Origin of the sequence: Colwellia sp. C1TZA3, from assembly GCF_007954265.1 — a bacterium.
Taxonomy (GTDB): domain Bacteria; phylum Pseudomonadota; class Gammaproteobacteria; order Enterobacterales; family Alteromonadaceae; genus Cognaticolwellia.
Window position 1 is genome coordinate 1 of record NZ_VOLS01000027.1, and the last position, 26,406, is coordinate 26,406.

General features: G+C 37.3%; 23 protein-coding genes and 1 tRNA gene. 13 read left to right on the forward strand and 11 right to left on the reverse strand.

Translation table 11 applies throughout. From position 1 onward, the window contains the following. Nucleotides 1-545 precede the first annotated feature (545 nt). From ESZ39_RS09530 to ESZ39_RS09540, 3 genes are read right to left on the reverse strand one after another with little or no spacing between them, the layout of a single operon-like run. Complete coding sequence (locus ESZ39_RS09530; protein ID WP_146879687.1) at nucleotides 546-1,238, reverse strand: crotonase/enoyl-CoA hydratase family protein; 693 nt, start codon at nucleotides 1,236-1,238, stop codon at nucleotides 546-548. Between the two features lie 41 nt (nucleotides 1,239-1,279). Further along, entirely contained in the window at nucleotides 1,280-1,462 is a 183-nt protein-coding gene (locus ESZ39_RS09535; RefSeq protein ID WP_146879688.1) for a glutathione binding-like protein, read from the reverse strand. After that, nucleotides 1,440-2,102 (reverse strand): nitroreductase family protein, encoded by a 663-nt coding sequence (locus ESZ39_RS09540; protein ID WP_146879689.1) that lies wholly within the window; start codon nucleotides 2,100-2,102, stop codon nucleotides 1,440-1,442. Before ESZ39_RS09540 ends, ESZ39_RS09535 begins: the two co-directional genes overlap by 23 nt. A 1,289-nt stretch (nucleotides 2,103-3,391) precedes the next feature. Between ESZ39_RS09540 and ESZ39_RS09545 the strand changes: the two genes are divergently transcribed. Next, entirely contained in the window at nucleotides 3,392-5,188 is a 1,797-nt protein-coding gene (locus ESZ39_RS09545) for an acyl-CoA dehydrogenase C-terminal domain-containing protein (RefSeq protein WP_146879690.1), read from the forward strand. 239 nt (nucleotides 5,189-5,427) lie between these two features. Here the strand turns inward: ESZ39_RS09545 and ESZ39_RS09550 are convergent, their stop codons facing one another. The 3 genes from ESZ39_RS09550 to ESZ39_RS09560 form a co-directional block, all read right to left on the reverse strand. Next, on the reverse strand, nucleotides 5,428-6,051 hold the full coding sequence (locus ESZ39_RS09550; RefSeq protein WP_223270325.1) for an RES family NAD+ phosphorylase: 624 nt from the start codon (nucleotides 6,049-6,051) through the stop codon (nucleotides 5,428-5,430). A 58-nt stretch (nucleotides 6,052-6,109) separates the two neighbouring features. Then, the gene (locus tag ESZ39_RS09555; protein WP_146879691.1) at nucleotides 6,110-6,502 is read right to left on the reverse strand and encodes an antitoxin Xre-like helix-turn-helix domain-containing protein; all 393 of its coding nucleotides are present in this window, start codon (nucleotides 6,500-6,502) and stop codon (nucleotides 6,110-6,112) included. 286 nt (nucleotides 6,503-6,788) lie between these two features. Further along, entirely contained in the window at nucleotides 6,789-7,529 is a 741-nt protein-coding gene (locus tag ESZ39_RS09560; RefSeq protein WP_223270326.1) for an ABC transporter permease, read from the reverse strand. Nucleotides 7,530-7,779: 250 nt separating this feature from the next. Between ESZ39_RS09560 and ESZ39_RS09565 the strand changes: the two genes are divergently transcribed. From ESZ39_RS09565 to ESZ39_RS09575, 3 genes are all read left to right on the forward strand, one after another. Further along, nucleotides 7,780-8,436 (forward strand): HupE/UreJ family protein, encoded by a 657-nt coding sequence (locus tag ESZ39_RS09565; RefSeq protein ID WP_146879728.1) that lies wholly within the window; start codon nucleotides 7,780-7,782, stop codon nucleotides 8,434-8,436. A gap of 119 nt (nucleotides 8,437-8,555) precedes the next feature. Further along, the gene (locus ESZ39_RS09570) at nucleotides 8,556-9,092 is read left to right on the forward strand and encodes a hypothetical protein (protein ID WP_146879692.1); all 537 of its coding nucleotides are present in this window, start codon (nucleotides 8,556-8,558) and stop codon (nucleotides 9,090-9,092) included. A gap of 239 nt (nucleotides 9,093-9,331) precedes the next feature. Then, nucleotides 9,332-11,035: a SulP family inorganic anion transporter gene (locus ESZ39_RS09575; protein WP_191321745.1), complete on the forward strand. Its 1,704-nt coding sequence runs from the start codon at nucleotides 9,332-9,334 to the stop codon at nucleotides 11,033-11,035. 589 nt (nucleotides 11,036-11,624) lie between these two features. Here the strand turns inward: ESZ39_RS09575 and ESZ39_RS09580 are convergent. Then, a complete protein-coding gene (locus ESZ39_RS09580) occupies nucleotides 11,625-12,317 on the reverse strand; it encodes a cupin domain-containing protein (protein ID WP_146879694.1) in 693 nt (230 codons plus the stop codon). Nucleotides 12,318-12,399: 82 nt separating this feature from the next. Then, nucleotides 12,400-13,017, reverse strand: a complete 618-nt coding sequence (locus ESZ39_RS09585; protein WP_146879695.1) for a glutathione S-transferase — start codon at nucleotides 13,015-13,017, stop codon at nucleotides 12,400-12,402. Nucleotides 13,018-13,403: 386 nt separating this feature from the next. Between ESZ39_RS09585 and ESZ39_RS09590 the strand changes: the two genes are divergently transcribed. The 5 genes from ESZ39_RS09590 (at nucleotide 13,404) to ESZ39_RS09610 (ending at nucleotide 18,270) form a co-directional block, all read left to right on the forward strand. Continuing rightward, nucleotides 13,404-14,519: a flavin monoamine oxidase family protein gene (locus tag ESZ39_RS09590; protein ID WP_146879696.1), complete on the forward strand. Its 1,116-nt coding sequence runs from the start codon at nucleotides 13,404-13,406 to the stop codon at nucleotides 14,517-14,519. Nucleotides 14,520-14,688: 169 nt separating this feature from the next. Further along, nucleotides 14,689-15,219, forward strand: coding sequence for a TetR/AcrR family transcriptional regulator (locus ESZ39_RS09595; protein ID WP_146879697.1), 531 nt, complete (start codon nucleotides 14,689-14,691; stop codon nucleotides 15,217-15,219). Nucleotides 15,220-15,629: 410 nt separating this feature from the next. Further along, nucleotides 15,630-16,211 carry an antibiotic biosynthesis monooxygenase gene (locus tag ESZ39_RS09600; protein ID WP_146879698.1) on the forward strand — a complete coding sequence of 194 codons (582 nt, stop codon included), beginning with the start codon at nucleotides 15,630-15,632 and terminating at the stop codon, nucleotides 16,209-16,211. Between the two features lie 107 nt (nucleotides 16,212-16,318). Beyond that, a complete protein-coding gene (locus ESZ39_RS09605) occupies nucleotides 16,319-16,651 on the forward strand; it encodes a YnfA family protein (protein ID WP_146879699.1) in 333 nt (110 codons plus the stop codon). 761 nt (nucleotides 16,652-17,412) lie between these two features. Then, nucleotides 17,413-18,270 carry a winged helix-turn-helix domain-containing protein gene (locus tag ESZ39_RS09610; protein WP_146879700.1) on the forward strand — a complete coding sequence of 286 codons (858 nt, stop codon included), beginning with the start codon at nucleotides 17,413-17,415 and terminating at the stop codon, nucleotides 18,268-18,270. Between the two features lie 661 nt (nucleotides 18,271-18,931). Here the strand turns inward: ESZ39_RS09610 and ESZ39_RS09615 are convergent. Both ESZ39_RS09615 and ESZ39_RS09620 read right to left on the reverse strand, forming a co-directional pair. Further along, nucleotides 18,932-19,342, reverse strand: a complete 411-nt coding sequence (locus tag ESZ39_RS09615) for a DUF3718 domain-containing protein (protein ID WP_146879701.1) — start codon at nucleotides 19,340-19,342, stop codon at nucleotides 18,932-18,934. Nucleotides 19,343-20,189: 847 nt separating this feature from the next. Beyond that, the gene (locus ESZ39_RS09620; protein WP_146879702.1) at nucleotides 20,190-21,659 is read right to left on the reverse strand and encodes an MATE family efflux transporter; all 1,470 of its coding nucleotides are present in this window, start codon (nucleotides 21,657-21,659) and stop codon (nucleotides 20,190-20,192) included. A gap of 283 nt (nucleotides 21,660-21,942) precedes the next feature. On the opposite strand from ESZ39_RS09620, the gene ESZ39_RS09625 reads away from it, so the two are divergent. Next, a tRNA-Ser gene (locus ESZ39_RS09625) sits at nucleotides 21,943-22,033 on the forward strand. Between the two features lie 563 nt (nucleotides 22,034-22,596). Here ESZ39_RS09625 and yddG read toward each other — a convergent pair. Then, nucleotides 22,597-23,517 carry an aromatic amino acid DMT transporter YddG gene (gene yddG, locus ESZ39_RS09630; RefSeq protein ID WP_146879703.1) on the reverse strand — a complete coding sequence of 307 codons (921 nt, stop codon included), beginning with the start codon at nucleotides 23,515-23,517 and terminating at the stop codon, nucleotides 22,597-22,599. Nucleotides 23,518-24,109: 592 nt separating this feature from the next. Here yddG and ESZ39_RS09635 point away from each other — a divergent pair. From ESZ39_RS09635 to ESZ39_RS09645, 3 genes are all read left to right on the forward strand, one after another. Further along, nucleotides 24,110-24,775 carry a DUF3047 domain-containing protein gene (locus tag ESZ39_RS09635; RefSeq protein ID WP_146879704.1) on the forward strand — a complete coding sequence of 222 codons (666 nt, stop codon included), beginning with the start codon at nucleotides 24,110-24,112 and terminating at the stop codon, nucleotides 24,773-24,775. Nucleotides 24,776-25,160: 385 nt separating this feature from the next. Beyond that, a complete protein-coding gene (locus tag ESZ39_RS09640; protein WP_146879705.1) occupies nucleotides 25,161-25,742 on the forward strand; it encodes a beta-class carbonic anhydrase in 582 nt (193 codons plus the stop codon). A gap of 91 nt (nucleotides 25,743-25,833) precedes the next feature. Further along, the gene (locus ESZ39_RS09645) at nucleotides 25,834-26,328 is read left to right on the forward strand and encodes a gamma-glutamylcyclotransferase family protein (RefSeq protein WP_146879706.1); all 495 of its coding nucleotides are present in this window, start codon (nucleotides 25,834-25,836) and stop codon (nucleotides 26,326-26,328) included. Nucleotides 26,329-26,406 lie beyond the last annotated feature (78 nt).

Here is a 26,406-nt window from a genome sequence, read left to right on the forward strand (position 1 = left end):
GGGTATTTAGCGTTAAGGGTACTGCAACATAAACGATATTATCTATCGGATAGAATGATACTAAGTGCCATGAAGACACTTATTCAAGATAGTTTATATTGAGTAACTTGTGGGGATTCCTCAGACTAAAGTCCGTCAGCCATTAAGCGGATGATTAATGGCATGAGCCAAAAAATATTGGCAGCAGGTATTGTTGTTGTTGTTGTTTGGTATTTTCACCAAAAAAATTAAATGCCATTTGACATGATGGACTGAAGTCTAATACCAGTTCCATTAAGTTTGTGATCTTGTTGTGCGCAGGAAAAATAATTCAAGGTAAGGCGCTCGATTGAGCAATAGCTGGCTATTGGGATTGAGAGCAACACAGCATTGAGCTATTTTAACTAGTACAAGTGAGCAATAACTTAATGGGGTTGGTATAAGTTATATTTGAACCTAGATGGTTCTCGTATAGGGCTTAATAGCGATGATCATTATGCACTTAAAACTGACTTTCTGATTTAAGTGCATAGGCAGGTATTATATCGACCGGTTTTAAAGAATCCTTATAAAGCGATAACCATAGCAGCATCAAGGGCAATTGCTGTATCTAGCGCCGCTAAAATATTTTTTCTTTCTTTTAACTTAGTACCGTGGTGCGCCTTCATATTCAATGTCAGCATATGAGTAGCAGCAATCTTCGCTGTAGCCATCAACTGCTCTGGTTCTACTAGCGTGTCTAAAAATCCAGCTAAAACAGCTGTTTCTGGTGAGAACAATTCTGCATTAATCACCGAGCGCGTTAAATAGTTAGTGGGTATGCGATTGCGGGCTATTTCAATGCCGGCTTGGTGCATAGTCATACCAATAGTGACTTCGTTTAAGCCGATTTTAAATTTGCCTAAACTGCCGATACGATAATCACAACTGAGTAATAAAAATGCACCCTTAGCGACAGCATGACCAGAGCATGCACCGATAATAGGGAATGGAAATGACAACATACGACGAGATAAAGTAGAACCTGCAGTAACTAAAGCCACCGCTGACTCTGAACTTTCTTTCATGGTTTTCAAGTCAAATCCAGCAGAGAATATACCCGGTTGTGCCGTTAAAATAACCACAGCGCCTGCGGATTCAGCTTGATCTAAAGCGTCGTTTATTTCGGCTATTACTTGGTGAGAAATAGCGTTAACTTTGCCATTTTTTAAAGTAATTGTTGCAATTTTTTCATTAATGTTTAAATCGATTAATTCCACGGTTTTTCCTAAAGTTATCTAATTTGAATGCAATGTCCTTACTAACCAAAACTTGCTGATTTTTGGTAGGCTTGGGCTATGGTGCGATTTTCTACTAATCCGAGACTTTCAGTCATTTCTAATATGATTATCATTATAGTATCAGCGGTACTGAAACGATCACCAGAAAAATATGTACGTTTGCTTAAAATATTTTCAACATTAGTTAAAAAAGGTAACAGCATTAGCCATTTCTTCACGTTCAGTTCGGGTGCTATTTACGGCAGCGCTTTCATCAGCATAACCAAATGACATACCAAATAAAATGCCACGTTGTTCTGGCAAGTTAAGGGCTGCTTTTATGGGGTCTGGAAACTGTCCCAGTGCGCCTTGCATACAAGACGACAAGCCATGCTCTGCGAGTATTAATGACAGCGTTTGGGCATAAATACCCAGATCAACTGCGCCCATAATATCTAAATATTTGTCCATGGTAAAAAAGGCAACGTGTGGTGCATCAAAAAAGCTCCAGTTTCTTATCATGGCTTGCTGTCGGCCTTGCTTATCTTCTCGGGTCACGCCAATAGCACTATAAAGTGCATTCGCTGAGCCAAATTGGCGATCTCGGTGAACACCTTCATATTTAGGTAGCCAGTTAAAATCAGGATTGGGTGCAGCACCTTTCATGACTGTCGAGATCAGAGCATTTTTTAATTGCTCTTTTCTTTCGCCTGACACCACACAGGTTTGCCAGGGTTGCACATTACAGTTTGAAGGCGCTTGTTGTGCTTGTGTAAAAATAGCGTCAAGTAATGTTTGTGGTATGGGTTTATCCAAATAAGCACGAGTAGAGTAGCGTTTTTCTAACAGGGCAATCACTGACATAGCAGCTCCTTTATAATAATGTTAAATAGTGGATGATTAATTTGCTGCTTAAATTTAAGCTTAGTAATAACGTACAGCATAAAAGCATGCTTGTGGTGTTACCAATCCCATTAAGTTATTGCTCACTTGTACTGGTTAAAATAGCTCAAGGCTGTGTTGCTCTCACTCCCAATAGCCAGCTATTGCTCAATCGAGCGCCGTACCTTGAGTTATACCAAGTTGATTAATTACCTGCTCATTTTTAATGGTTAAAATGAATAACTACAGCGTTATAAAATTTATAAGTAGAATAACTACTTACTAAATTTTATGCCTTGTATTTATCCATTTTTCCTCATGAAAAATTAGATCACTTAATTAATCAAATTGGTATTATTTTTCCTGCGCACAACAAGATCACAAACTTAATGAAATTGGTATTATACCAAGTTGATTAATTACCTGCTCATTTTTAAGGGTTAAAATGAATAACTACAGCGTTATAAAATTTATAAGGTGAATAACTACTGACTAAATTTTATGCCTTGTATTTGTCCATTTTTCCTCATGAAAAAGTAGATCACTTAATTAATAAAATTGGTATTACTTATGCTAAAGATGATATTTTTATAACACCAATGAATAATTTTAATAATACGATATTATAAAAACGTATAGTAGAGGTGCTATACCCGTTCCACTTCAAGATGCAGTTTCAGCAAGTCGATAAAGGGTCATCTGTGGCATTATGGATTTCGACAATATTCCCACATGGATGTGGATTATTAGAGCAACGCAGGAACAGTTGCCAAGAATAACTATTCTCTTCAATCCATACCTGGTAGCTAACCCTTTCTCGACTTGCACAAACCTGCACCTTGAAGTGGATCGGGTATATATAAGATAAAAATGCGACTAAACTTGAAAGTAGCAAAATAACATATGATCTATCTTGACAGTAGTCAAATTATAGATATATTTAGTCAACTTGCTGTATATTAATGTGGAGCGGGTATATATGAAATTCTAATAGTAGGTAATAAAAAATATTCATTTGTTTTATAGCTGTCTTGTGATTAGCATAAAATTATAGAACTACCACGAATGATGAGTAACGGGTTGTTGATTTTTCGAGACTAATTTTAAAAAATATTAAGCGTAAGACGATTTTTCATGGTTATTATATTTAAAAGTAATCTAAAAAGTTTAATTGCTCGTACTGGTACTACCACTGTGCTATTTTCAGTAATAGTAAAGTTAACTTTTATTAAACAAAACACTGTATCTAATAATAACTGGAGAATAAATAAATGCCTGAGTATAAAGCCCCGATTAGAGATATAAAGTTTGTTATGCAAGAGCTATTAAACTGCAACAAACATTACCAAGAACTTGGTTACTCTGATGCCAGTGAAGATATGGTTGATGCTATTCTTAGCGAAGCTGCCAAATTTACTGAGCAGGTTATCGCACCCATTAATCAAATAGGTGATCAACAAGGTTGTACATTAACAGATGGCGTAGTAACTACACCAGATGGCTTTAAAGACGCTTATAAACAGTATGTTGACGGTGGCTGGCCAACCTTATCACAAAGTGTAGAGTTTGGCGGTCAAGGCTTGCCACATTCATTGAATGGCGCGATCAGTGAAATGATGTCAGCAGCCAATCATAGTTTTGCTATGTATCCTGGTTTAAGTCATGGCGCAATGGCTACCATCGAAGCGCATGGTACTGATAAACAAAAGCAACAATTTATGCCAAACCTTGTTGAAGGTAGCTGGACCGGAACCATGTGTTTAACTGAAGCGCATTGTGGTACCGATTTAGGCATGCTGCGCACCAAAGCAGAATTAACAGACGATGGTAGCTATTCATTAACCGGCTCAAAAATATTTATTTCAGCGGGTGAGCATGATTTATCTGACAATATTGTGCATATTGTTATTGCCCGTATCCCAGGTTCGCCTGAAGGTAGTAAAGGTATTTCTCTTTTCATCGTACCAAAATTCGACGTTAATGATGATGGCACAATAGCCGACAGAAACGCGGTGAGTTGTGGTTCTATCGAACACAAAATGGGTATTAACGCTAATGCGACTTGTGTGATTAATTTTGATAATGCCAAAGGCTATTTAATTGGTGAAGTTAACCGCGGCTTAAACTGCATGTTTACCTTTATGAATGCAGCACGTTTAGGTGTAGCACTTGAAGGTACGGCCGCAACAGAAGCATCTTTTCAAGGGGCGTTAGCTTACGCTAAAGACCGTTTGCAAATGCGCTCAATTAGCGGTGTTAAAAATCCAAACGGTCCAGCAGATCCGATTATTGTCCATCCTGATGTGCGTAGAATGTTGTTAACGCAAAAATCTATTGCTGAAGGTGGCCGAGCGTTATTGGGTTATTTGTCACAGTTAGTTGATGTAACACATGCCGAAAAAGATGCAGCCAAAGTAGCCGACGCTGAAACAAGACTTGCTTTGTTAACACCGATAGCTAAAGCATTGTTGAGTGAACTAGGCTTTGAGTGTACCAGTCACGGTATACAGATATTAGGTGGTCACGGCTTTATCAAAGAATGGGGCATGGAACAATTAGTGCGCGATACTAAAATAAGTTGCATATATGAAGGTACTACTGGTATTCAAGCCTTAGATTTACTTGCGCGTAAAATTCTAGGTAGTAAAGGCGCTATTTTAAAACCGTTTATGACTGATATTGGCGCATTTTGCCAACAGCATGCCGGTAATTCAGAAATGGCGGAACATATCCAAGCACTAGGTGCTTATTGTCAGCAATGGCAAGGAATAACAGCTGATGTAGGTAAAAAAGCGATGAGCAACGCAGATGAAATTGGCGGCGCATCAGTCGACTATTTGATGTTTGCGGGTTATGTTACCTTAGCTTATTTCTGGGCGAGAATGGCTGCAGTGGCTCAAGATAAGTTAAAAAGTGGCGATGAAGATAAAGCGTTTTATCAAGCAAAAATTAAAACAGCAAACTTTTACTTTAAACGTATATTGCCACGTGCCAAAGGACATGCCGCTTGTATTGAAGGTGGTGTTGATTCAATGATGGCATTAGCGAGTGAAGACTTTGCTTTTTAATCACTTTTAATGGCCTTTAATCACAAAAGCAGCTTAGATTAATATACGCTTGCAAAAGTGATGTTTTACTAAAATATAGCAGCAACATTTAGCGTTGAAAGCAGCTTTCTTCGCTAAATAATTCATGGTTATGTCTTGTTTAAATGGCAATACATAACCATTTTTACCCTGTATTAATCTTTAGTACCAACCGCTATCCACTCATACCGTGCATTATAAATAAGCTTAGCTAAGTGAAGTTACTGCTTAACTAACTCTCGAACCTTCGACATCGATTTTCCGTCAAAGATAAACTCAAAATGTTTAGTTTGAATAGCGCTAGTGACATGAATAGGTGAAAATAATCCCCAACAGGTGCCACCTTGATTTCTTACCGAGTAATATTGAAAACCTTGCTGAGCATTTTTTTTAAGCTCTGCGCCAAGCCGCCTTGGTAGCGAGTAATCTTCTTGTTCATAAATACCTTTAACCTGAAACAAATCAGCGACACTTGCACTAAACGTTACTTTTAAACAACGCATATCCACCGTGTCATAATGTAAACCCTGCAGGTTTTGAAAGTACTTTTCTTGATGGTAAAGGCTTTCTTTAATTGCGGTATCTATGGTGTCTGCAAGATAAAGCACGCCAAAATCACCATTGCTAAAGCGTGAGCCTTCAGGATTAATATGGGTAAAAGGTGCGGTTACATAATTTACACCATCAATGCCAAATGGAATTTCACTGCTTGATAATAGTGATAAGTCGCCAAGCTCATTTAATATTCTTGGGTTGGTTAGCGCTTGAATAGCGTAAACTGTTGCAAAGTCTTCTTTGTTGATCACATCATCAAAAAGTGTCATAGGGGGGAATTTTGAATTCACTAACCTAAAGGCACTTTTGTTCAGCAATTTTAGTTTTTTAGTGTCCGCTTTCACCTTACTACTGCCCGTTACGCATGGCGTCTATACGTTTAAAAACTTCGTATAACGTGCCAAAATTTCCACTTGAGATAAGCGACAATGGCGAATGACCATTAAAGTAAGGATTATCATTTTTCATCGCCATAAAACCATAAACATTGTCAGGATTAGAAAAAACCATTTTTAATGCTTGATGAATATTAGCAATGTAACTAATACGCTCTAGTTGGTCGTTAGAAAGAGTAGCGCTTTCATTGTGTTGAAAGCGGTAATAGCTACTTTTGCTCAAGCCTAGAATAGCTTGCTTATCGCTGGCACTGCATTGCCACTTCTCTAATATATTACTACCCAGTTTAAAAGCCACGGCACTGCTAATTTTAGGTGCCTGATTCTGCTTACTTGCAACGTTCATATAGATCTCCTGATAAAAGTCGCCAACCTTATTATAGTTTCAAATGGTACTTTTATCAATAATGCATCTCAAATGGTTCTACTTGTTAAGTAATACCAGTGCCATTAAGTTTGTGATCTTGTTGTGCGCAGGAAAAATAATTCAAGGTAAGGCGCTCGATTGAGCAATAGCTGGCTATTGGGAGTGAGAGCAACACAGCCTTGAGCTATTTTAACTAGTACAAGTGAGCAATAACTTAATGGGATTGGTATTATAGGGCAATTAACCACTAGTAAGCTGGTTATACTCAGGTACTGTGCTTTTGCTTGATGATGTGTTTAATGGTATTTTCTGATAAGAGTAAAAATATTACCGCAGAAAGTATCGCAGAGGCGAAAATCATACACATGACAATTACTTGATATCTAACGGCAATCAAAGGAGAGATTCCTGACAGTATTTGTCCTGTCATCATGCCAGGTAATGAGACTAAACCCACAGCAAATAACGAATTAATCACCGGTATTGTCGCGGCATTAAGCGCCTGCTTACGTGCTATTGGGTAGGGTGTGTTATTGTCTAGCTCTGAAAATATTCGCTCCGCAGACAGACTAATGCTGTTCATTGCGGTGGCAAATATCATGCCCGCCAGTGGAATAATAACTTGTGCTTGATACCATGGTTTTAAAGACAATGCGCCTTGGCTGATAACCAATAAGGTAAAGCCACCACCACATAATATGGCAATAAAGCCTTGTTTAAATAGCACTAATCGATATGCAGGCAAAGTGCGTAAGGCAATCCAACAAGAAATACTAACCATCGCTAACAAAATTGACGTGATTAACCAGACATTATCAGAATAAAAAATGTAGCTGAGTGCGTAGCCGATAAATAAGAGCTGTACCAGCATACGTGAAAGGGCATAGCTCGCTTGTTTTACATTGAGTGACCACAAATATAAAAAAGCCAGCGCAATAATAACGGGGATAAAAGCAATAGATAGATCAACTAAACTGATCATTTGCAGGGTGTCATTTATGGGCATTAAAAGTATTTAACCTAAGGTTTGAATAAGCGTTTTGTTAACAACAATCACAGGCGCTAAAAGCGCGTTACCAGGCAAATCCGCTTATGCATTGGGCAAATTGTTTATACAAGTGAAACTATTATTTAGTATATTCCCTTTAGATACAAATTTAGTGTATAACACCGGCATAAAATATTTAATAAAAACCTTCAGTAACAAGGATAACTCAGTGAATTACACCCGTAAAAAATTTATACTTTTGCTGTTAATGGCGATAGGGCTTTTTTCGTCATTTTCACTATTGGCTCACGGCGTAGACGATGTGACAAAAAATTTTTTAGAGGCTAATGAAGGCAGCGCAATATTCTCGTTTATTTATATTGGCGCAAAACACATGCTAACAGGTTATGACCATTTATTATTTTTGCTTGGTGTGGTGTTCTTTTTGTTTCGCAGTAAAGATGTACTGCTTTATGTGAGCTTATTCACCCTAGGTCATAGTGTAACTTTGCTTTATGGCGTATTTAGCCAGATTGAAATTAATGCTTATATTATTGACGCCATTATCGGGTTATCGGTGGTCTATAAAGGCTTTGATAACTTAGGCGGCTTTCAACGGCTATTTAACTACCAACCCAATACTAAAATCGCTGTAACAGTATTTGGTTTATTTCATGGTTTTGGCTTAGCCACTAAAATACAAGAATTTCAGTTACCCAATAATGGCTTAGTGAGCAATATTATCTCATTCAATGTAGGTGTCGAAATAGGTCAGTTTTTAGCACTTGCTATGGTATTAATGGTATTAAATTTTTGGCGCAAACATAGCAGCTACCTAAGCTTTGCAAAATTCACCAATACGGCCCTAATGAGCACGGGCTTTATGCTGATAGGTTTACAACTAACTGGCTATTTTATCAGTTAACATCGGTGACTTACCTTCGCTAAAAGTACCATCAACTTAGGGCTATTCTAGCTTGTTGTTATCGTATCAAGTAAATCAATAAATCAGTAAAACACATAAAAAAATATTTAGGATATAAGATGAATCAATTTAATATGCCGGTACATAGCACGACGACTTTAATTAAAGCCTTTGCTATGGCGCTTTTAGTGGCAATAACATTACTGATCACCTGCATTTTACCCGCAGAATATAATATTGACCCAACGGGCATAGGTAAAGCTTTAGGGCTAACGGCAATCGCTGAAGCGTCAGAAAATTCGCCAACCTCGATTGTCGATCGAGGTAAACAAAATGATCTCTTACGTACCGACAACATTGAGATTATTATCCCTGCAGGCAAAGGCTTAGAATATAAATTATATATGGATAAACACGCCCATGTAGCGTACGAATGGCAGACTGATGGTGAAGTACTCTATTTTGACTTTCACGGTGAGCCAGCAGGGGATACCACAGGCTATTTTGAAAGCTTTTCAATTGCTACGACAAACAGCATGCAAGGTTCACTTACGACACCATTTAAAGGCTCACATGGTTGGTATTGGAGAAATAAAACCCAACAACCGGTAACTGTGTCGTTGTCTATCAAGGGTTATTACACGATTAAAGGTTAAGGGATGTTAAAGTAAAAGTCTGTTATAGGCTGTTATTAACAGCTTTTATTAGCAGACTTTACTAGCTGGTTTATGAAGAGATTATTTATCCAGGTTTCATGCTGTTTATATTTTTTATTGCATTTATGGCTTACTGAAAATTTTAAAGCAGCAGGAGTTTCTAGAGCATACATTCGCTATATTAAGTGCTTCAATAGTTCTATCATTTAAACACTAACTCTTTCAGTAAGGAAACTGCTTTGTTGCCACGTTTATATAATATTATGCCGGGTTTAAAGGTTTTATTTAACTATGAGCGTCAATGGCTTGCTGATGATGCTAAAGCGGCATTGTCGGTTGCGGCAGTGGCTTTACCGGTTGCCATCGCTTATGCACAACTTACCGGCGTCAATGCCGTTGTTGGCTTATATTCTTGCGTTTTACCCATGATTATATATGCCCTCTTTGGCACCTCCAAACAATTGATTGTTGGTCCCGACGCCGCGACTTGTGCCGTTATTGCCGCTGTGGTAACACCTTTAGCCGCAGGTGACATTGTTAAGCATTGGCAATTAGTGATCACCATGACGGCCATGACAGGTTTTTGGTGCATTATTGCCAGTCGTTTTAAGCTTGGGGTTTTGGCTGATTTTTTATCCAAACCTATATTGATGGGGCTATTAAATGGTGTCGCTATTACTATTATTGTTGGACAGTTTTCTAAAGTTTTTGGTTTTACCTTTGATGAGAAATATTTGCTTGAGCGCTTGGGCGGCGTGCCTGATTATCTTTCGCAAGCGCATGTGCCAACCCTATTAACCGCCTTGCTTACCGTTAGTATTTATTTTGTGATGAAACGTTTAAAACCCACTTGGCCTGCCTCTATGTTCGCCATCGCTTTTGCAGCTACATTAGTATGGCTTTTTAATTTAGAGCAGTTTGGCATAAAAACTATTGGCATTGTTGACGGGGGTTTACCCTTATTTAAAGCACCTGATTTTGATCTGGGTATTATTCGTGAGCTAGTGATCCCGGCACTTAACTTAGCGATAGTCAGCTTTGTTAGTATGATGCTAACTGCACGCAGTTTTGCTGCAAAAAATAGCTATGATATTGATGCAGACAAAGAATTTATGGCTTTGGGTATGGCAAATTTTGCGTCTGCTTTATCACAAGGCTTTGCGGTCAGTGGCGCAGATTCGCGCACGGCAGTAAATGATGCTAATGGCGGTAAAACACAATTAGTCTCTATTATTGCGGCCATTATTATTGGCATTATTGCCATTTTTTTAACCGCGCCACTTGAATTTATTCCCAGTGCTGCATTAGGTGTGGTGTTGATTATAGCGTCAATACATCTTTTAGATTTAAAAGCGGTATGGCAGTTAAGGTTAAAAGACCGGCAAGCATTTTACTTAACCTTAACGACATTGTTTGCGGTACTGTTAATTGGTGTTATTCCAGGCATTACACTTGCGGTATTACTGGGTTTATTTCAATTTATCCGCACGGTAATGCGCCCAACTGACAATATACTTGGTGTCGATGTTAATGGTGTGGTCAGAAGTTTAGATACCAGCGATAAAGCCAAAGCGGTGGATGGTATTTTCATCTATCGCTTTAATTCGCCATTAACATACTTTAATTCTAGTTTTTTTAAACGCAGATTATTAGAGCAATATGCCAGACAAAAAGATGACATTCAGTGCGTCATTATCGACGCGGTCCCGTGCTTCACCCATTTAGATTTAAGTGTTATGGCAATGCTGGCGGATTTAAATATTATCTTTAAAAAACGCGGGGTACGTCTTGAACTTGCCGGTAGAAAACGTCAACTGTTGGCGTGGTTTAAAAACGCAGATATTAAATCAGGTAGCGATGGCATTTATGTTCACTCTGACTTGTATTTAGCGTTGAGAATAAATCAAAGTAAAAAAATTACCGATGAAGAGGTACAAGACTAAGATGAATGATGTAACTGGTCACGTTTTAGATTTATACCAATTTGATTAATTAAGTGATCACCTTTTTCATGAGGAAAAATGGATAAATACAAGGCATAAAATTTAGTCAGTAGTTATTCACCTTATGAATTTTATAGCGCTGTAGTTATACCAATCCCATTAAGTTATTACTCACTTGTACTAGTTAAAATAGCTCAAGGCTGTGTTGCTCTCAATCCCAATAGCCAGCTATTGCTCAATCGAGCGCCTTACCTTGAGTTATTTTTCCTGCGCACAACAAGATCACAAACTTAATGGAACTGGTATTATTCATTTTAACCATTAAAAATGAGTAGGTAATTAATCAACTTGGTATTAATCACTTTATGGAACGATTAGCGCAGACAAGCACAGAAAAATTATAAACAGCCATTGGGCAATAACATTTAATTTTAATTGATGAAGTTAAGGTTCTTGGTGCGGTAGGGCGTTCGTGTATAGGACTAAAAAAGCCTAACTATTCATGTTAAGCCATTTATTTGCATGATAAAAATTTCTCATAAAACTTAATAAAAGGGATGATATGTCCCCTTTTTTATGTTTTTTTAAATTAGCTCGCCGCTTGAACCCGTTTTATTTGGTTGCTTACATCAGGTAAATTCCCTATTTTAACCCAAACTTTAGCGCCATTATTTTTTGCTGTTACTGCTAAGGTGTCACCTAAAGGTAAACGCATCCAGCTATGCTGTTGCAGTAAATCATCTTGTGCTTGTAACTCCCCCGCTAAGACTAATATTTCTGCACCTTCAGGAACCGATAAACTTATTTTTGCATTCGCTTCAAAATAATAAACCGACACTTCTTCATGTTTGTCTTTGTATAACGGGGTAATAGAAACGCCAACTGTTGGTGAAGGAATTGCGGACATTTTATCTATCTGTAGACGAACCTGGGTTCTATCTTCAGGTTGAAATTGCCACAACTTTACAAAAATAATACAGCCGTTATCAGAGCGTGGCGTATGACTAGATTGTGGCGGATTTCGAATATACGAGCCGGTAGGAAAATCGCCACTGTCATCTTGAAATACACCGTCAAGCACAACAAACTCTTCGCCACCGGTATGAACATGAGCAGAAAATTTACTGCCTTTTGCGTATCGTACTATGCTAGTTGCTCTAGCGACTTCTCCACCGACTCTATCTAGAGGTCTTCTTTCAACGCCGGGCATAGGAGAGGCTAACCAGTCTAATGAGGCACTATGAACAACTGCTCTTTGATTAAAATCATCCAAAATTCCCATAAGTAAATCCTCGTTAAAAAAATAGTAAAGGGCCGCGAGTCGTTAATACCATGAAGGCGGTTGAACAACTCGCGATATAGTTTTATTTAAGGCTAGGGCGGTCTTGAATCTTTGCACGCCATGCAAGTAAATGTGTGTATTCACTTGGTACGGTTAGTTTGCCAAAATCAGCAAAAGCAAGACCTGCGAATAAGGTAATATCAGCCATAGTAAATGCTTCACCAGCGACATAAGGCGTGCTACTTAACACCGTATTAAAATATTTAAAACCAGCCAGTACGTTTTTTCCTTGTTTATTGCCCCATGTTTTATTTGGGTCTATTTCAAGATCGGGTCCTAAACCATCCGTCGCATGATGAAAATAAATAGCCGCAGCGTCAAGTACCATAAATTCAGCTCTGCGTTGCATCATGCTAATAACAGCACGTTCTTTAGCAGACGTTCCTGTTAATGAAATACCCTCAAATGTGTGATCGATATATTCAATAATAGCTGAACATTCAGAAATATAGCTACCATCATCTAATTCGAGTACCGGAACACCGGCAGCTGGATTTTTTACGAGGAAAGCCTCACTTCTATGCTCAGCGTTCATTACATCAACAGGAACAAAAGTAACTTGCTCTAGTGCATTTTTTTCGGCTAAAGCCATTCGTACACGAAGCGGGTTAGGAAAACCTTCAACATCATATATTTTCATTTGTATCTCCCATTAATGAGTCTTATACCAATCCCATTAAGTTATTGCTCACTTGTACTAGTTAAAATAGCTCAAGGCTGTGTTGCTCTCAATCCCAATAGCCAGCTATTGCTCAATCGAGCGCCTTACCTTAAGTTATTTTTCCTGCGCACAACAAGATCACAAACTTAATGGAACTGGTATTATTTAACTAAGCGTTATTTTACTTAGCCTAGATTTATTTAATTTTACATCTACCTATTGGTAGGTAGTTTGGTGGTTTTTATATCAATTGTCAAATGTTCACTTGTAGCTAATTGTAACTTCTAGCTTGCTGTAAAAATAATTTGCTTTTAAATTCAACGGCAGTTAATATTTATCTATCAGTAGGTAGATTAGAGGTTTTAATGAATAACAGGCGCGTAATTATTGTTGGTGGTGGATTAGCTGGTTTATATACCGCGTTTCAGTTAGAACAGTTAAGTATTCCTTATGTGCTATTTGAAGCGAAAGATGTTTTTGGTGGGCGCATTCATAGTGAACAGCCCAAGGTAAATAACAATCAGTCGTTATTTCATGATCTTGGTCCAACATGGATATTCCCACATCATCATCGCATGAAAGCATTAGTCGCTCATTTGAATGAAAATTTATTTCATCAACATAGTGCTGGTGCGGTTGTTTATCATGAAAATACCAATACAAAACCTCAAATTATTGAAAATGGTCAAGGGCCTTTATTGCATCGTTTAGAAGGAGGTTTATATAAGCTCATTTTGGCTTTACAAGCTAAGTTATCAAAAAATAACTATCAGCTTAGTTGCCAAGTGGATAATTTAAAAAAGGTTAATGAGACTTGGCAAGTAACAGTAACAAATACAAAAGATGCTTCGGTCGTGATTCACGAAACTGACCATTTAATTTTAGCGTTACCACCAAGACTTATTCATGAATACTTAACGCCTACTCATTGGGCGAGTGCAGCGTTAACAAAAGCGTTAGTAGCTGTACCCACTTGGATGGCAAACCAAGTAAAGTTTGTCGCGACTTATCATAAACCTTTTTGGCGAGAAAATGGTCTGGCAGGGCAAGCATTTAGCCGTGTTGGACCTATGATAGAAATTCATGATGCCTCAGCAAAAGATCAGCAGGGTTTTGCATTATTTGGGTTTATCGGACTTTCATCTCAAGCTATAAAAAGTTTTTCTATTGAACATTTAAAAGCCCAGTGCATTAATCAGCTTAAGTTATTGTTGGGCGACGAAGCGCAGCACTATGAACAGTGTTACTTAAAAAGTTGGGGCAGTGATGTTCATGTTGCCACAGATAAAGACAGAACAGAGCCACCTGCGCATCCTGATTTTCATATAAAGCGATTTTCTCAGGAGCTATCGTCATTAAATTTATACTTGGCAGGTAGTGAGTTTTCCGAAGAAGATGCTGGCTACCTTGAAGGCGCGATTTACGCCGCCGATAAAGCGATTAGTTTATTGAAAAAAGAAGTCTTATTGAAAAATCACTGAAAATAGACAAGCATCTAGTGGTATCACTCTGACGAAATTATTAAGTATTTGAATAAAATAACCTAGTCATTGATAATGGCCAAAATTATTGAGTAACTCACATTAGCATTATCTAGATATATCGCTAATACCGGCATTATTTACTTAACCTCTTACATAGCATTTATTTATGAATAAAAAATCTCAAATACTGACCTTAGCTGAAAACAAAGTAAGGGCTGGCGGCTACGGAAATTTTAGCTTTAGAGAGCTTGCCGATGAAATAGGCATTAAAAGCTCAAGTGTGCATTACTATTTTCGAACGAAAGCTGATTTAGCTGCAGAATTAGCGCATCAGTATACCGATCTGTTTTTAGCATCACTCAATGATGAAAAAGCAAAACTACAAGAGAGTAGTGCGATTAAGCTTTATATTAATATGTTCAAAGCGGCATTAGAAAAAGATAACCAAATGTGCTTATGTGGCTTATTAGGTGCACAGTTAGATGCCTTACCAGAGCAAGTAAAAAGTGAAATTAAACGTTTTTTTGAATTAAATATAAAGTGGTTGCAACAAAGCTATATTGAAGAAAAAGGCATGACAGTAGCAAGTGCTAAGGCTAGAGCTATTCAGTTATTAGCCTCTTTAGAGGGCATAATGATTTTATCTAAAGTATTAGATGACAAAACGGCTTTTGATAATATTCAACATTATATTTAATAGCGAGCTCTGACAAATCATGCTATTTCCACAACATTGCTAGACAATATGCCTTAAGCTATTTGCCTTTGTTGTGGAATTGTTGTTGTATTAAGTCGTATTAGAAAAACACCTTAATCTCATTTTTATGTCCGTTCCCATGAGTCTTTAAATGGCATAGACGAAACTAAACCTATGTAAAGTAATCTTAAAAAATGCTCAAAACGAAAGTAGGATAATTCAACTGGCAGTGCTGTAAATATGCTCGGCTGTCACACACAGCTAGTCACCTAAGTTAGTGAGTAAGTTAGTGACTAAGTTACTCAAACGGACACTTAATAGTTGGCTAAGTTTCGTTTTGCTAGACAATTGTAGCCAACTATTATTTAGCCTGTTATTTAGGCGTTGTATAATATAAGGACGCAGATATTATGAATACAGATAAGGCTGCTAAGCAGCCCAGCGATATAGAAGGGGCGACAGTTGTCATCACGCATAGAGTGCGTGAATGCAAGCACGCTGATTACGAACATTGGTCTAATGAAATTGCGCCGCTTTGCAAAGCGTGGCCGGGGAATTTGGACTGGCACATCGTCCGTCCAATTTCTGGACTAACTGGAACATACACGATCATTATTCGATTCGACACCCGATCACATCTACAGGAATGGATGGAGTCGACAACTCGCTCCCGTTTAATTAAAAAGGTTCAGCCGTTATTGGTAACGGGCGATGACTTTTTTATAAGTAGCGGGCTCGATTTTTGGTTTACCCCAGAAAGAGCTAAAGCCAAAGTACCAGTACGCTGGAAGCAATACCTAGTGACATGGTCGGCCATTTACCCTTTAGTGCTTGGTGTGCCGATAGTGGTTGCACCAGTGTTGCGGTTCTTACAGCTTCCCGATAATCATTTTATAACTACGCTTGCCGTAACAGGCGTCATCGTTTTTCTTATGGTTTATTGGATCATGCCTCGTTACACTCGTTTTATCCAGCGATGGCTATTCAGTTGAGGTAGACTTATAGCCCAACAACCATTTCCAGCTGAGAGATTTTTTCGTTTAGTTTTGGCAAATTTGCGGCTGAAGTTGGAAATTTTTTACTACTAAGAGAGAGTTTTTTGTCGGAATTTAAAATATTTGGTCTTTTTATGATTACCGCTCTAGCTGAAATTATTGGTTGTTATTTACCATACCTTTGGTTGCGCGAAGATAAGTCAATTTGGTTGTTGATTCCAGCAGCTCTGAGCTTAGCCACATTTTCGTGGTTGCTTTCTCTACACCCTGAGGCCGCTGGTAGAGTTTATGCGGCCTATGGTGGTGTTTATATTTTTATGGCTATTTTATGGTTGTGGATTATAGAAGGCATTCGCCCAACAGCATGGGATCTAGTGGGTTCAGGTGTAGCACTTTTAGGTATGGCAATTATCATGTTCGCCCCCCGCACCACATAAAAATACGATGGAAGCGAAAATAGGTGATCAAAAACTTTTTGCTATTTATAAAAAATATTGGTTTTATGCGAAAAGATCACGATGCCACTGGCTATATGAAAAATCTCAAGGTTAAATCACTACTTGGATTCAAATAGTAAGTGAGGTAAAAATACGGATTTTGCGAGCAAACTTACTTTATAAATTAACCTTACTTCCATTTTTGGCTTTGGCTATAAAGTTAGTTTTACAGGCTCTAGCTGCCAGAGGTTAAAAGCGCCAGTTCATGATCTTGTTGACGTGATAATCGGCATTATCTACTAATACCAAGTTGATTAATTACCTGCTCATTTTTAATGGTTAAAATGAATAACTACAGCGTTATAAAATTTATAAGTAGAATAACTACTGACTAAATTTTATGCCTTGTATTTATCCATTTTTCCTCATGAAAAAGGTGATCACTTAATTAATCAAATTGGTATTATACCAATCTTACTACATTATCTGATCATTCCACCTGGTTAAAAAAACCACTACTGGGTTATTTATTTAATCATTATCACGGCATAGATGCATGCTTATTAGACAATGCAGGCGCCTATTGTTCTGAACAATTAGTTATTAAAACGTTATTAAAATAAATGCCTTATATTTGGCTGCTTTCCCTGCATATAAAACCAGATGATTAATGAAATGTTTTAGCTAAAAATAAGAAAATTGACTAGAATATTAGACTCAGCGGAGTTTCGTTTTGCTCATATAAAAATGGTTATAGTAATATGAACTATCAATTTGGCGCTTTTTTTCTTGATACCATTAACTTCAGGCTACTAAACGTCGGAAAGGCTGTTGCCATAGAACCCCAAGTATTTGATTTGCTCATTTACTTAATTGAACATCGTGAGCGCCTTGTTTCGCGTCAGGAAATATTCAACAATATTTGGGCTGGACGTGAAGTCTGTGACACCTCTTTAAGCAATAATATAAAAAGCGCACGCAAAGTGCTGGGTGATGACGGACGAAGTCAACAAGTTATCAAAACAATCCATGGTCGCGGTTATCAGTTTATTGCTGAAATCCAAACAGCAACACAAGTATTTCATCATGATAATCAACCGGAAAGAAAATTTAAACTGCGTTATCAAATTGCCTTAAGTTTCCTTATGGCCTTACTGGTACTTATTTTTATAATCCTAAATGTTGGTGGTAAAGCGCCTAATGACTTTAGACCTAGCCTCGCGGTATTGCCATTAACCAATATCATACCGGCAGCGAATTCAGATTATTTTGGTTTTGCTTTAGCCGATCAAATCATTGGTGATTTTGCCTATCTTAAAAACCTAACAGTTCGTCCTTCCAGCTCAATTCGGCACTATGCAGGACAAGTTTACAATGTAATTTCGGTAGGTAAAGACCTAAACGTAGATTATGTTTTAAGTGGCAACTACATTCACCAAGACCAAAAAATCAGAGTCAACTTAGAGCTTATTGATGTAAGAACCAACACACTGCTTTGGCGGCTCAATCAGTTTGAAGTGACTTTTAGTAACACCTTTAAGTTACAGGATATTGTTGCTAAAGAAGTCGTTAATAGCTTGAAAATTGAGTTTTCTGAACAAGAACTTAAATTATTTTAGAAGTATATCTTACCCCTTCAGTATCGAGGGCAATAATTTGGCTGTGGAAATGCTAAAAAAATCAATTGATTTAGACAACAATTCAAGTCACCTTTAAATCTCATTTTTAATGGTTAAAATGAATAACTACAGCGTTATAAAATTTATAAGGTGAATAACTACTGACTAAATTTTATGTCTTGTATTTATCCATTTTTCCTCATAAAAAAGGTGATTACTTAACTAATCAAATTGATATTATTTCTACATCTAATTGAACGTTCCCATCACTTTAATTGTAATCTAAGGTACCTTTTTGGAAAACCATATTTATTGCCTCTATGCTGTATCATTGAGTTTGCTGCTGAAGTACTTTAATTAAAAGGGTCAATGCTATAACGAATTACGCTGTAGCATTTTGTGAGCTGTAATGCCAATCTCACTTATTATCTGATCATTTCATTTCACTTGGTTAAAAAAGCCCACTACGGCGTTATTTAATCATTATCGCTGCATGGATGCAGTTTATTAGACAATGCAGGCGCCTATTGTCCTGAACAATTAGTTATTAAAATAAATACCTTGTATTGGGCTGTTTCCTGCATATTAAGTAGACCATCTAATTAATGAAATTGGTATAATGATTAAACCGTATGAACGGATATGATAACCCTCATATTTATTACCGACCTGAAATTAAGATCAATGTCTCACGACCATTATCCTGTTCATTATGTTGTGCAGAAATATCTCTTATGGTGCCTGTAGATGGCAAGAATTTATTTTTTTTTGAAGTATAGCGATTTAAATAGCGGTAAGTTTCTAGGGCATTATATTTTATCGCAAAAGCAGTCACTAATAAATCATTACACGTTAATGAATTCGCTACGATTCGACTCAGTACAGAAGTAGATACTGCAGACCCCTTAGTTCGTATGCCACTTTTAAGGGCTGGTTTGTTATCTTCGGCTACAGCAATGCATATCTTAGTTTTAATTGAGTTATTTTTGGCAACAAATTTATAACTAGCCGCATTGGTGACTAATGTACAACCTAAAATAGTAATACTTAATATAAATAGACTTTTTTTCATGATCTTAATTCCTTCTAATGTATTTCCTTATGAATCACCAATCTTGGTGTACAAATACGCAAAAAAACACGGATTATTGATTGAATTTACTTCAATTATCCCAGTCAAAAAATACTGCACTGGTTCTAACATTCACATGCATATTGTTTGCTCTCCCTTAGGTTGATACAAAGTCTGATAATTTGTATCACAAACGCTGTTGAAATAATTAATATAAGTTATTTGCTGTTTTTAACATGAAGATTATCTAATGATTATATAATCATTAGATAATTTAGATAAATTAGATAAATTTAGAATTGATAAATCATCCTGAAATTAAGGAAAAAAAGGTACTTTTGGGAGATATGATACTGACCAAAATAGCATTCCAATGCGATCGATATAACTCTTTGTAATTAAGGCACCGCTTGACAAGCTTTTTCTTTTATCAACCAACGCCCTTTGTTAGTGATTAATTTGCCCTTAAAAAATATGAGCGCTAACGTTATCAAACTTTCACAGCCCAACCCAGATATTAAAAACTTTAATATCTGCTTTTGTATCTAGTGAGCCATTCGTTATTGTGGCAGGGAGAAAAAAGTCTTCTTTGTGGCATTAGTGCTCGTTAAAGCCAATTACGCAGATAACGGCTAAGTCGGATTAGTTACTATAAGCAAAGGCTAATGTCAGTTTCGTATTTTAGTTAGCATTTGAAAGCATGATCTCAATTTAGACTGCTTTGTCCTAAAAACGGCTAAGCATCAACTAGCTTAGTTTTTTTATTCGTCAAATAGAGACAATAAAATTTTATGTCAGCAACATATAAAACTATTAAAAATGATACTGACTTCTTAAAGCATTTATTTTATAAAAGTTTTGATGCTTGATCATTGTGCTTTTGTGTTGATTCCTGGCTAAAAATGTCTTGGCAGTCATTAGCTTCTTGGCAATCAATACTCTCATTAATAGTGGGCTGCACAGGTATATCTGCAACATACACACCTTTGCTGCGCCATATGCCTGTATTCCAACGTTTTAAGGCAATAATACCGCGAATACATTCGTCTAAGCTGGTTGCCAGCCAAATGCCGACTAAACCATAACCATAATGTAGGCCTAAAAGCCAAGCTAAGGGTAGGGCCATAAACCACATAATAGTAAAGCCAACCACTGACACATAACGAGCATCGCCAGACGCCCGTAACGAAGCGCCAACAATGAGATTAAAGCTGCGACCGAATTCACCTATAATCGCAATCATTAATATCAGCTTACCCAACGCCCAAATCTCGACATTGCTGGTAAATATTGCAAACCAATAGTCAGAAAATGCCAACAAGGTAAAGACAAAAAACATCGCCCCAGCAATACCCAGTTTTAGCCCTAACATCAGTTGTTTATCAGCATCTTCAAAACGCTTAGCACCGATATAATGGGCGACCTTAATTTGTACGCCTGAACTGATAGCAAAGCCATATAAAATAGCGGTAAAAAGTAAATTAAAGCTATAAATACGCGTAGCTAAAGCAAGCTCACCCATAGTCACTATCATAACCGTCATCAATATTTGGGTAAGTTGCCATGACATTGGGTCTAACACCGACGGAATAGCTATTTTTAAAATAGGGGCACTATCTTTTTTAAATAACAGCCAACTCTTGGGTAAAGCAATGTTGATGTGTAAATGTTTAATAATGATGACAAGGGTAAAACATAAACTGACCACCCAAGCGATGACTGACGCATAGGCAACACCTTGTACTCCTAAATCAGGAAATCCGTGCTTGCCATCAATTAATAAATAGTTAAATAATATATTGACTATGGTCATCACAAAAGTTGACCACATATTCCAATGGGTTTTACCTTGAGACGTTAAAACTGCTGCTGCAGCAAAGCGTACGGCTAATACTGAAGTGCCGATACCTATGGTGCTTAAGTATATGCTTGCCATACCGGCCATATCATCACTTAAGCCCATCCATTGTGCGAATGTAGGCGCAAAAGCCATCATAATAATGCTTAATAAAATGCCGGCAAAGAGCAGAATGGCAAATAACACACCATAGGTTTTAGCTAACTGGTTATGATCTCCAGCGCCAATGCGTTGTGAGGCAACACTACTACCGCCTTGATGCAATGTACTATAAAGCGCAAACGCAACGCCTAAAATAGGTATAACAGCGCCTATTGATGCCGCTGCAGAATCTGAGATACGACTTAAAAACCAAGCGTCAGTAACATTGATCATAAAAATGAAAAAGAGATCAATAAAAATAGGCCACGTTAAACTTAAAAGACTTCGGTCAGCAACTGATTGGCTTGATTTAGGCACAATATCTCCGGGAAAATAGCAATGGTGCAGTATAACAGTTGCAGCGGTAATTATTGATGAATACGATTGTTACAAATCGTATTCATGCGGCGAGAGTTACGATTAACGTTAAAATAAGATAAACGTGAGACAAGGAGGAGTAAAAACCACCACTTGATGCTTTATTAAGCACTTAACCAAAAAAATCAAACAAAAAGCCTAATAAGCTAAATTAGCACTTTACAAAACAGTGAACAGTATCTATTATTCGCCCCGTTCTGAAGCAGCAATGTTTTGGAACATTGGTGAGATGGCTGAGTGGTCGAAAGCACTGGTCTTGAAAACCAGCAAGGGTTTATAGCCCTTCTAGGGTTCAAATCCCTATCTCACCGCCAAAAAACGAGAAACCGCTAATCGAAAGATAAGCGGTTTTTTTTCGCCTAAAATTTAGTGGATGACATAAGATAGGGTTTATAGCGCCAATCCTGCGAGTAGGGTTCAAATCTCTATCTCACCGCCAAACTATAAAAACCGCTAATCGAAAGATTAGCGGTTTTTTTCGCCTAAAATTTAGTGGATTACATAAAATAGGGTTTATAGCGCCAATCCTGCGAGTAGGGTTCAAATCCCTATCTCACCACTAAACTATAAAAAATCGCTAATCGAAAGATAAGCGGTTTTTTCTCGCCTAAAATTTAGTGGATGACATAAGGCAGGGTGTATAGCGCCGATGCTTCGAGTAGGGTTCAAATCCCTATCTCACCGCCAAAAAACGAGAAACCGCTAATCGAAATATTGGCGGTTTTTTCGCCTAAAATTTAGTGCATCACATAAGGTAGGGTTTATAGCAAGAGTTCTGTTTGCTAGCATTAACTCAGTAGTTGGTACTAAATATATAAAAATAGTCTTTTTAACTTTTAGACGGTTTTTTTATAAAAAAATTTGTAGCATTAATTCTTTAAGTCGATTTTAAAGTACTATATTTTTGAGGCTTTTCTTTAGTGACGAAGTAACAAATTAGTGAGCCGAGTGTTACTAATACAACACCTTGCCAAAATGAAGGACTTAGTGTGATAGATAAGTAAACAGATGATATAACTGTCGAAAATACTGGTGTAAAATATGACATTGTACCTAATAGCACAAGATTGCCGCCTATAATTGCTTTATTCCATAAAGCATAACCACTGCCGACGACAATACCAGCAAGTAAAAGGGTTAAAGTTGAGCTTAATGAGAACGTTAAAGCCGCTTCATCACTTAATGCGTATTGAAACCATAATGTGATAGCTGTTGCAGTAAAAAATAGGCTGATCGCATTTTTCCCATTGCTCAATCGTTGAGTCACTACGCAATAAATAGCCCAAATAAATGCCGCCGAAAAAGCCATTAAATAAGTAACAGGGTTATCTGAAAAATTATTCATTAACACAGCAGGTGAAACTTCGCTATCGCCAGTAATACACCAAGCAACTCCTATAAACGCAATCAACACGCTAGGATATAGCCAAAAACTGACTTTTTTACGGCCTAAAATAACGGTTAGTAATATAGTAAGTGCTGGCCATAGGTAATTAATAACAGCCATTTCCATTGCTTGATGGCGATCATTTGCCATCCCTAAAGATAAAGCAAGGCACACTTCGTAAGCGACAAATAATATAGTGCCAACAATAAGATAGCGTGGTGGGAAGTCTTTAAGCTTTGGGACTCCCATAACCAAGATTAAAAAGATGGCGCTGACCGAGTACATCATCGCCGCACCACCAATAGGGCTAAAAATTTCTGATACATCTCTGACTAGCGCAACGAGAAAACTCCATAGCAATATTGCAGCCACACCGTAAAGTGTATATTTATGTTGGGTTAAAAACACCATGTCAAACCTAAAGTACGACTTAAAAATTGAGTGGTAAACTAACAGTATTTTTTTGATTAAACAATTTTGATTAAATATTTTAGGTTAAACATTGCAGGTTAATACAACTACGCGATTATCAGCTTGTAACGTTAACCGCAGTAAAAAATGAGTTAATTATAGTGAATAGGTAAAAGGGTATATAAAATGCTATGACCATTAAAGTACCGCAACTAGTCATAGCGGTAAGATCAGGGACAATATTGCTAATCTGCACGCGACCACTAATAAGCCTGACAAAACCCAATTGAACACCGACGAGCAATTGAGTCTCCTAAAAAAAATAAAGAACAACACAAAGGTATGAGCAAATTGTGTTAATGCGCAATACTGTTAATTGCGCATGGCTTGAATTAAACTTTCTCTTGGCAATTAACAGTAAAATAAAGTGGGTTGCAATAAATAAAATAGCTCGACTTAATAATTGATTTTGTTTGGGTTGGTTCATTTTTATCTTTATCTTAGGTAAGTACTAACGAATAAACGGAATAAACGATGTAGCCTAAGCACAATTAAAAATTAAATGCCGCTAGTATATTTATAGGAGGATCATATGATTCGATGGATTTTTTTACTTGTTAGCGTAATTGCTTGTTGGAATGTGAAAGCTTTTAGCAATCTTACTTCATTAAATAATAACGGTATTGAACAATGGGAAGTTAAAGTATTCTCGGGTAAATCGATTTACACCATAAACCAGTATCAAGGACGCTTTGCACTACAAGCACTTAGTCAGAGTTCTGCATCTGGATTGGTGTTAAAAAAGAAAATTGATCTCACTGTAACTCCCTACATCAACTGGAGTTGGTTAGTAGAAAAGACCTTACATCCGTTAAACGAGCGTAGTAAAAGTGGAGATGACTTCGTTGCTAGAATTTATGTGGTTATTGATGGTGGCTTTATGGTTTGGCAGACCAAGTCATTAAACTACGTTTGGTCGAGTAATCAAGATATAGGCTTGGTTTGGGATAACCCCTTTGCTGGTTCAAATGTCAAAATGATGTCTATCCAAGGAAAGGAATCTAAAACCGGTAAGTGGTACCAAGAAAAGCGTAATGTATATAAAGATTTGATTGATACTTTTGGTGACCAAGGTAGTGAGAAAGCAAACCTAAAAGCTTATAACCATATAGATATTATAGCTATTATGACAGACACCGATAATAGTGAAAAAGCAGCAGAGTCTTACTATGGTGACATTGTATTTAGTGCTGGATAGGAAACAGTGAAAAACTTTAAATAAAAAAATAACTGGTTATATATCTATTTTAATATAATTTCAGCCAATATTTTTATCCACTTAAGTTAACGTTATGTTTTCATATAAATATGAGGCAACTTAAGTAGAAATTATATGAACTCAGGTACAGCAAAGAAGATGAAGAGGTTATTGCTGGTGTAAATCTTTTAATGTACTCTTTTTTGCAATCGTACTGTTTGCAATCGCACGATTTAAAATCGTACTAAGGACAGCTTAGATAGAAGTTATCAGAAACATAGTTATGTAGACCATTAAAAATGGAATAATGATAACTGATATCGGTTTCCATCATTGCCGCAGTGGCAACAAGAGTAATATAAACGGCCTACCAATGGAGAATAAGATGAGTAAAATAGTAGATGAAGTAAAATCCGCCAATGCTGATTATGTCGCTGCATTTGGAGATAAAGGTGATTTGCCAATGCCTCCTGGTAGGCAGTTTGCCATTTTGACATGTATGGATGCACGCTTGGATCCAGCTAAATATGCAGGTCTTGCTGAAGGTGATGCACATGTAATTCGCAACGCAGGCGGCAGAGCAAGCGATGATGCTATTCGTTCATTAGTGATTTCTTATAAATTATTAGGCACAAAAGAATGGTTTGTTATCCATCATACTGATTGCGGCATGGAAACATTTTCAACTGAAATAATGGCAGATTTACTTTCAAGCAGCCTTAAAACATCAAGTGTTGATACTTCTGGTTGGCATGACAGTAAAACGGGTGGCGGTACAACTGATGGCAAATACATTAATTGGCTCACCATTAGTGATCAAGACAAAAGTGTTTTGGAAGACGTTCTGCGAATTAGAAGTAATTCAATGGTGCCAAGCGACATTCCAATTTATGGTTATATTTATGACTGCAAAACTGGCAATCTTAATGAGGTTCTTGAAGCCACAGTAGCGGGCAAGGCAAGCTAAAACACTTAACTAAACAGTGTACTTTAATAGTACACTGTTTAGTTTCACATGCGCTGCGTGTAAACGTGGCACTAACTGCACAGGAAATTTGATGAAGTATTTTGCATACGGTTCAAACATGTCAATTTTAAGACTTCAAGAACGGGTACCAAGTGCCAAAAGGCTTGAAACAGTAACACTCAAAAATCACCGATTACGCTTTGACATGAGCGGTAGTAAGGATGGCTCTGGAAAGTGTGACTCTTTTCAAACGAATAATAGCGAAGACACAGTTATTGGCGCTTTGTTTGAGATAAACAGAGATGAAAAAATAATTTTAGATCGCGCTGAAAGTTTAGGCTATGGATATGACGAAAAAATAGTCGCTGTACAAAATAACTTAGGTGAAGTCTTTAATGCCTTAATATATTGTGCAATTAACGTAGACGCTGCATTAATACCTTATTCTTGGTACTTAAATCACGTTATTATCGGAGCAAAGGAATCAGAAATACCAGCTGACTACCTTGCTGTTATTGAGTCTATTGTGTGTTTAGAAGACCCGGATAAAGCCCGAGACGCAGAGCAACGTGCAATGTACAGTTAACCACACGGCTTGGCATTGACGTGTGGCGAGCTATGGTTTGTATAGTGTGTTAGTTTTAGCGCACTGCAACGCTAACTT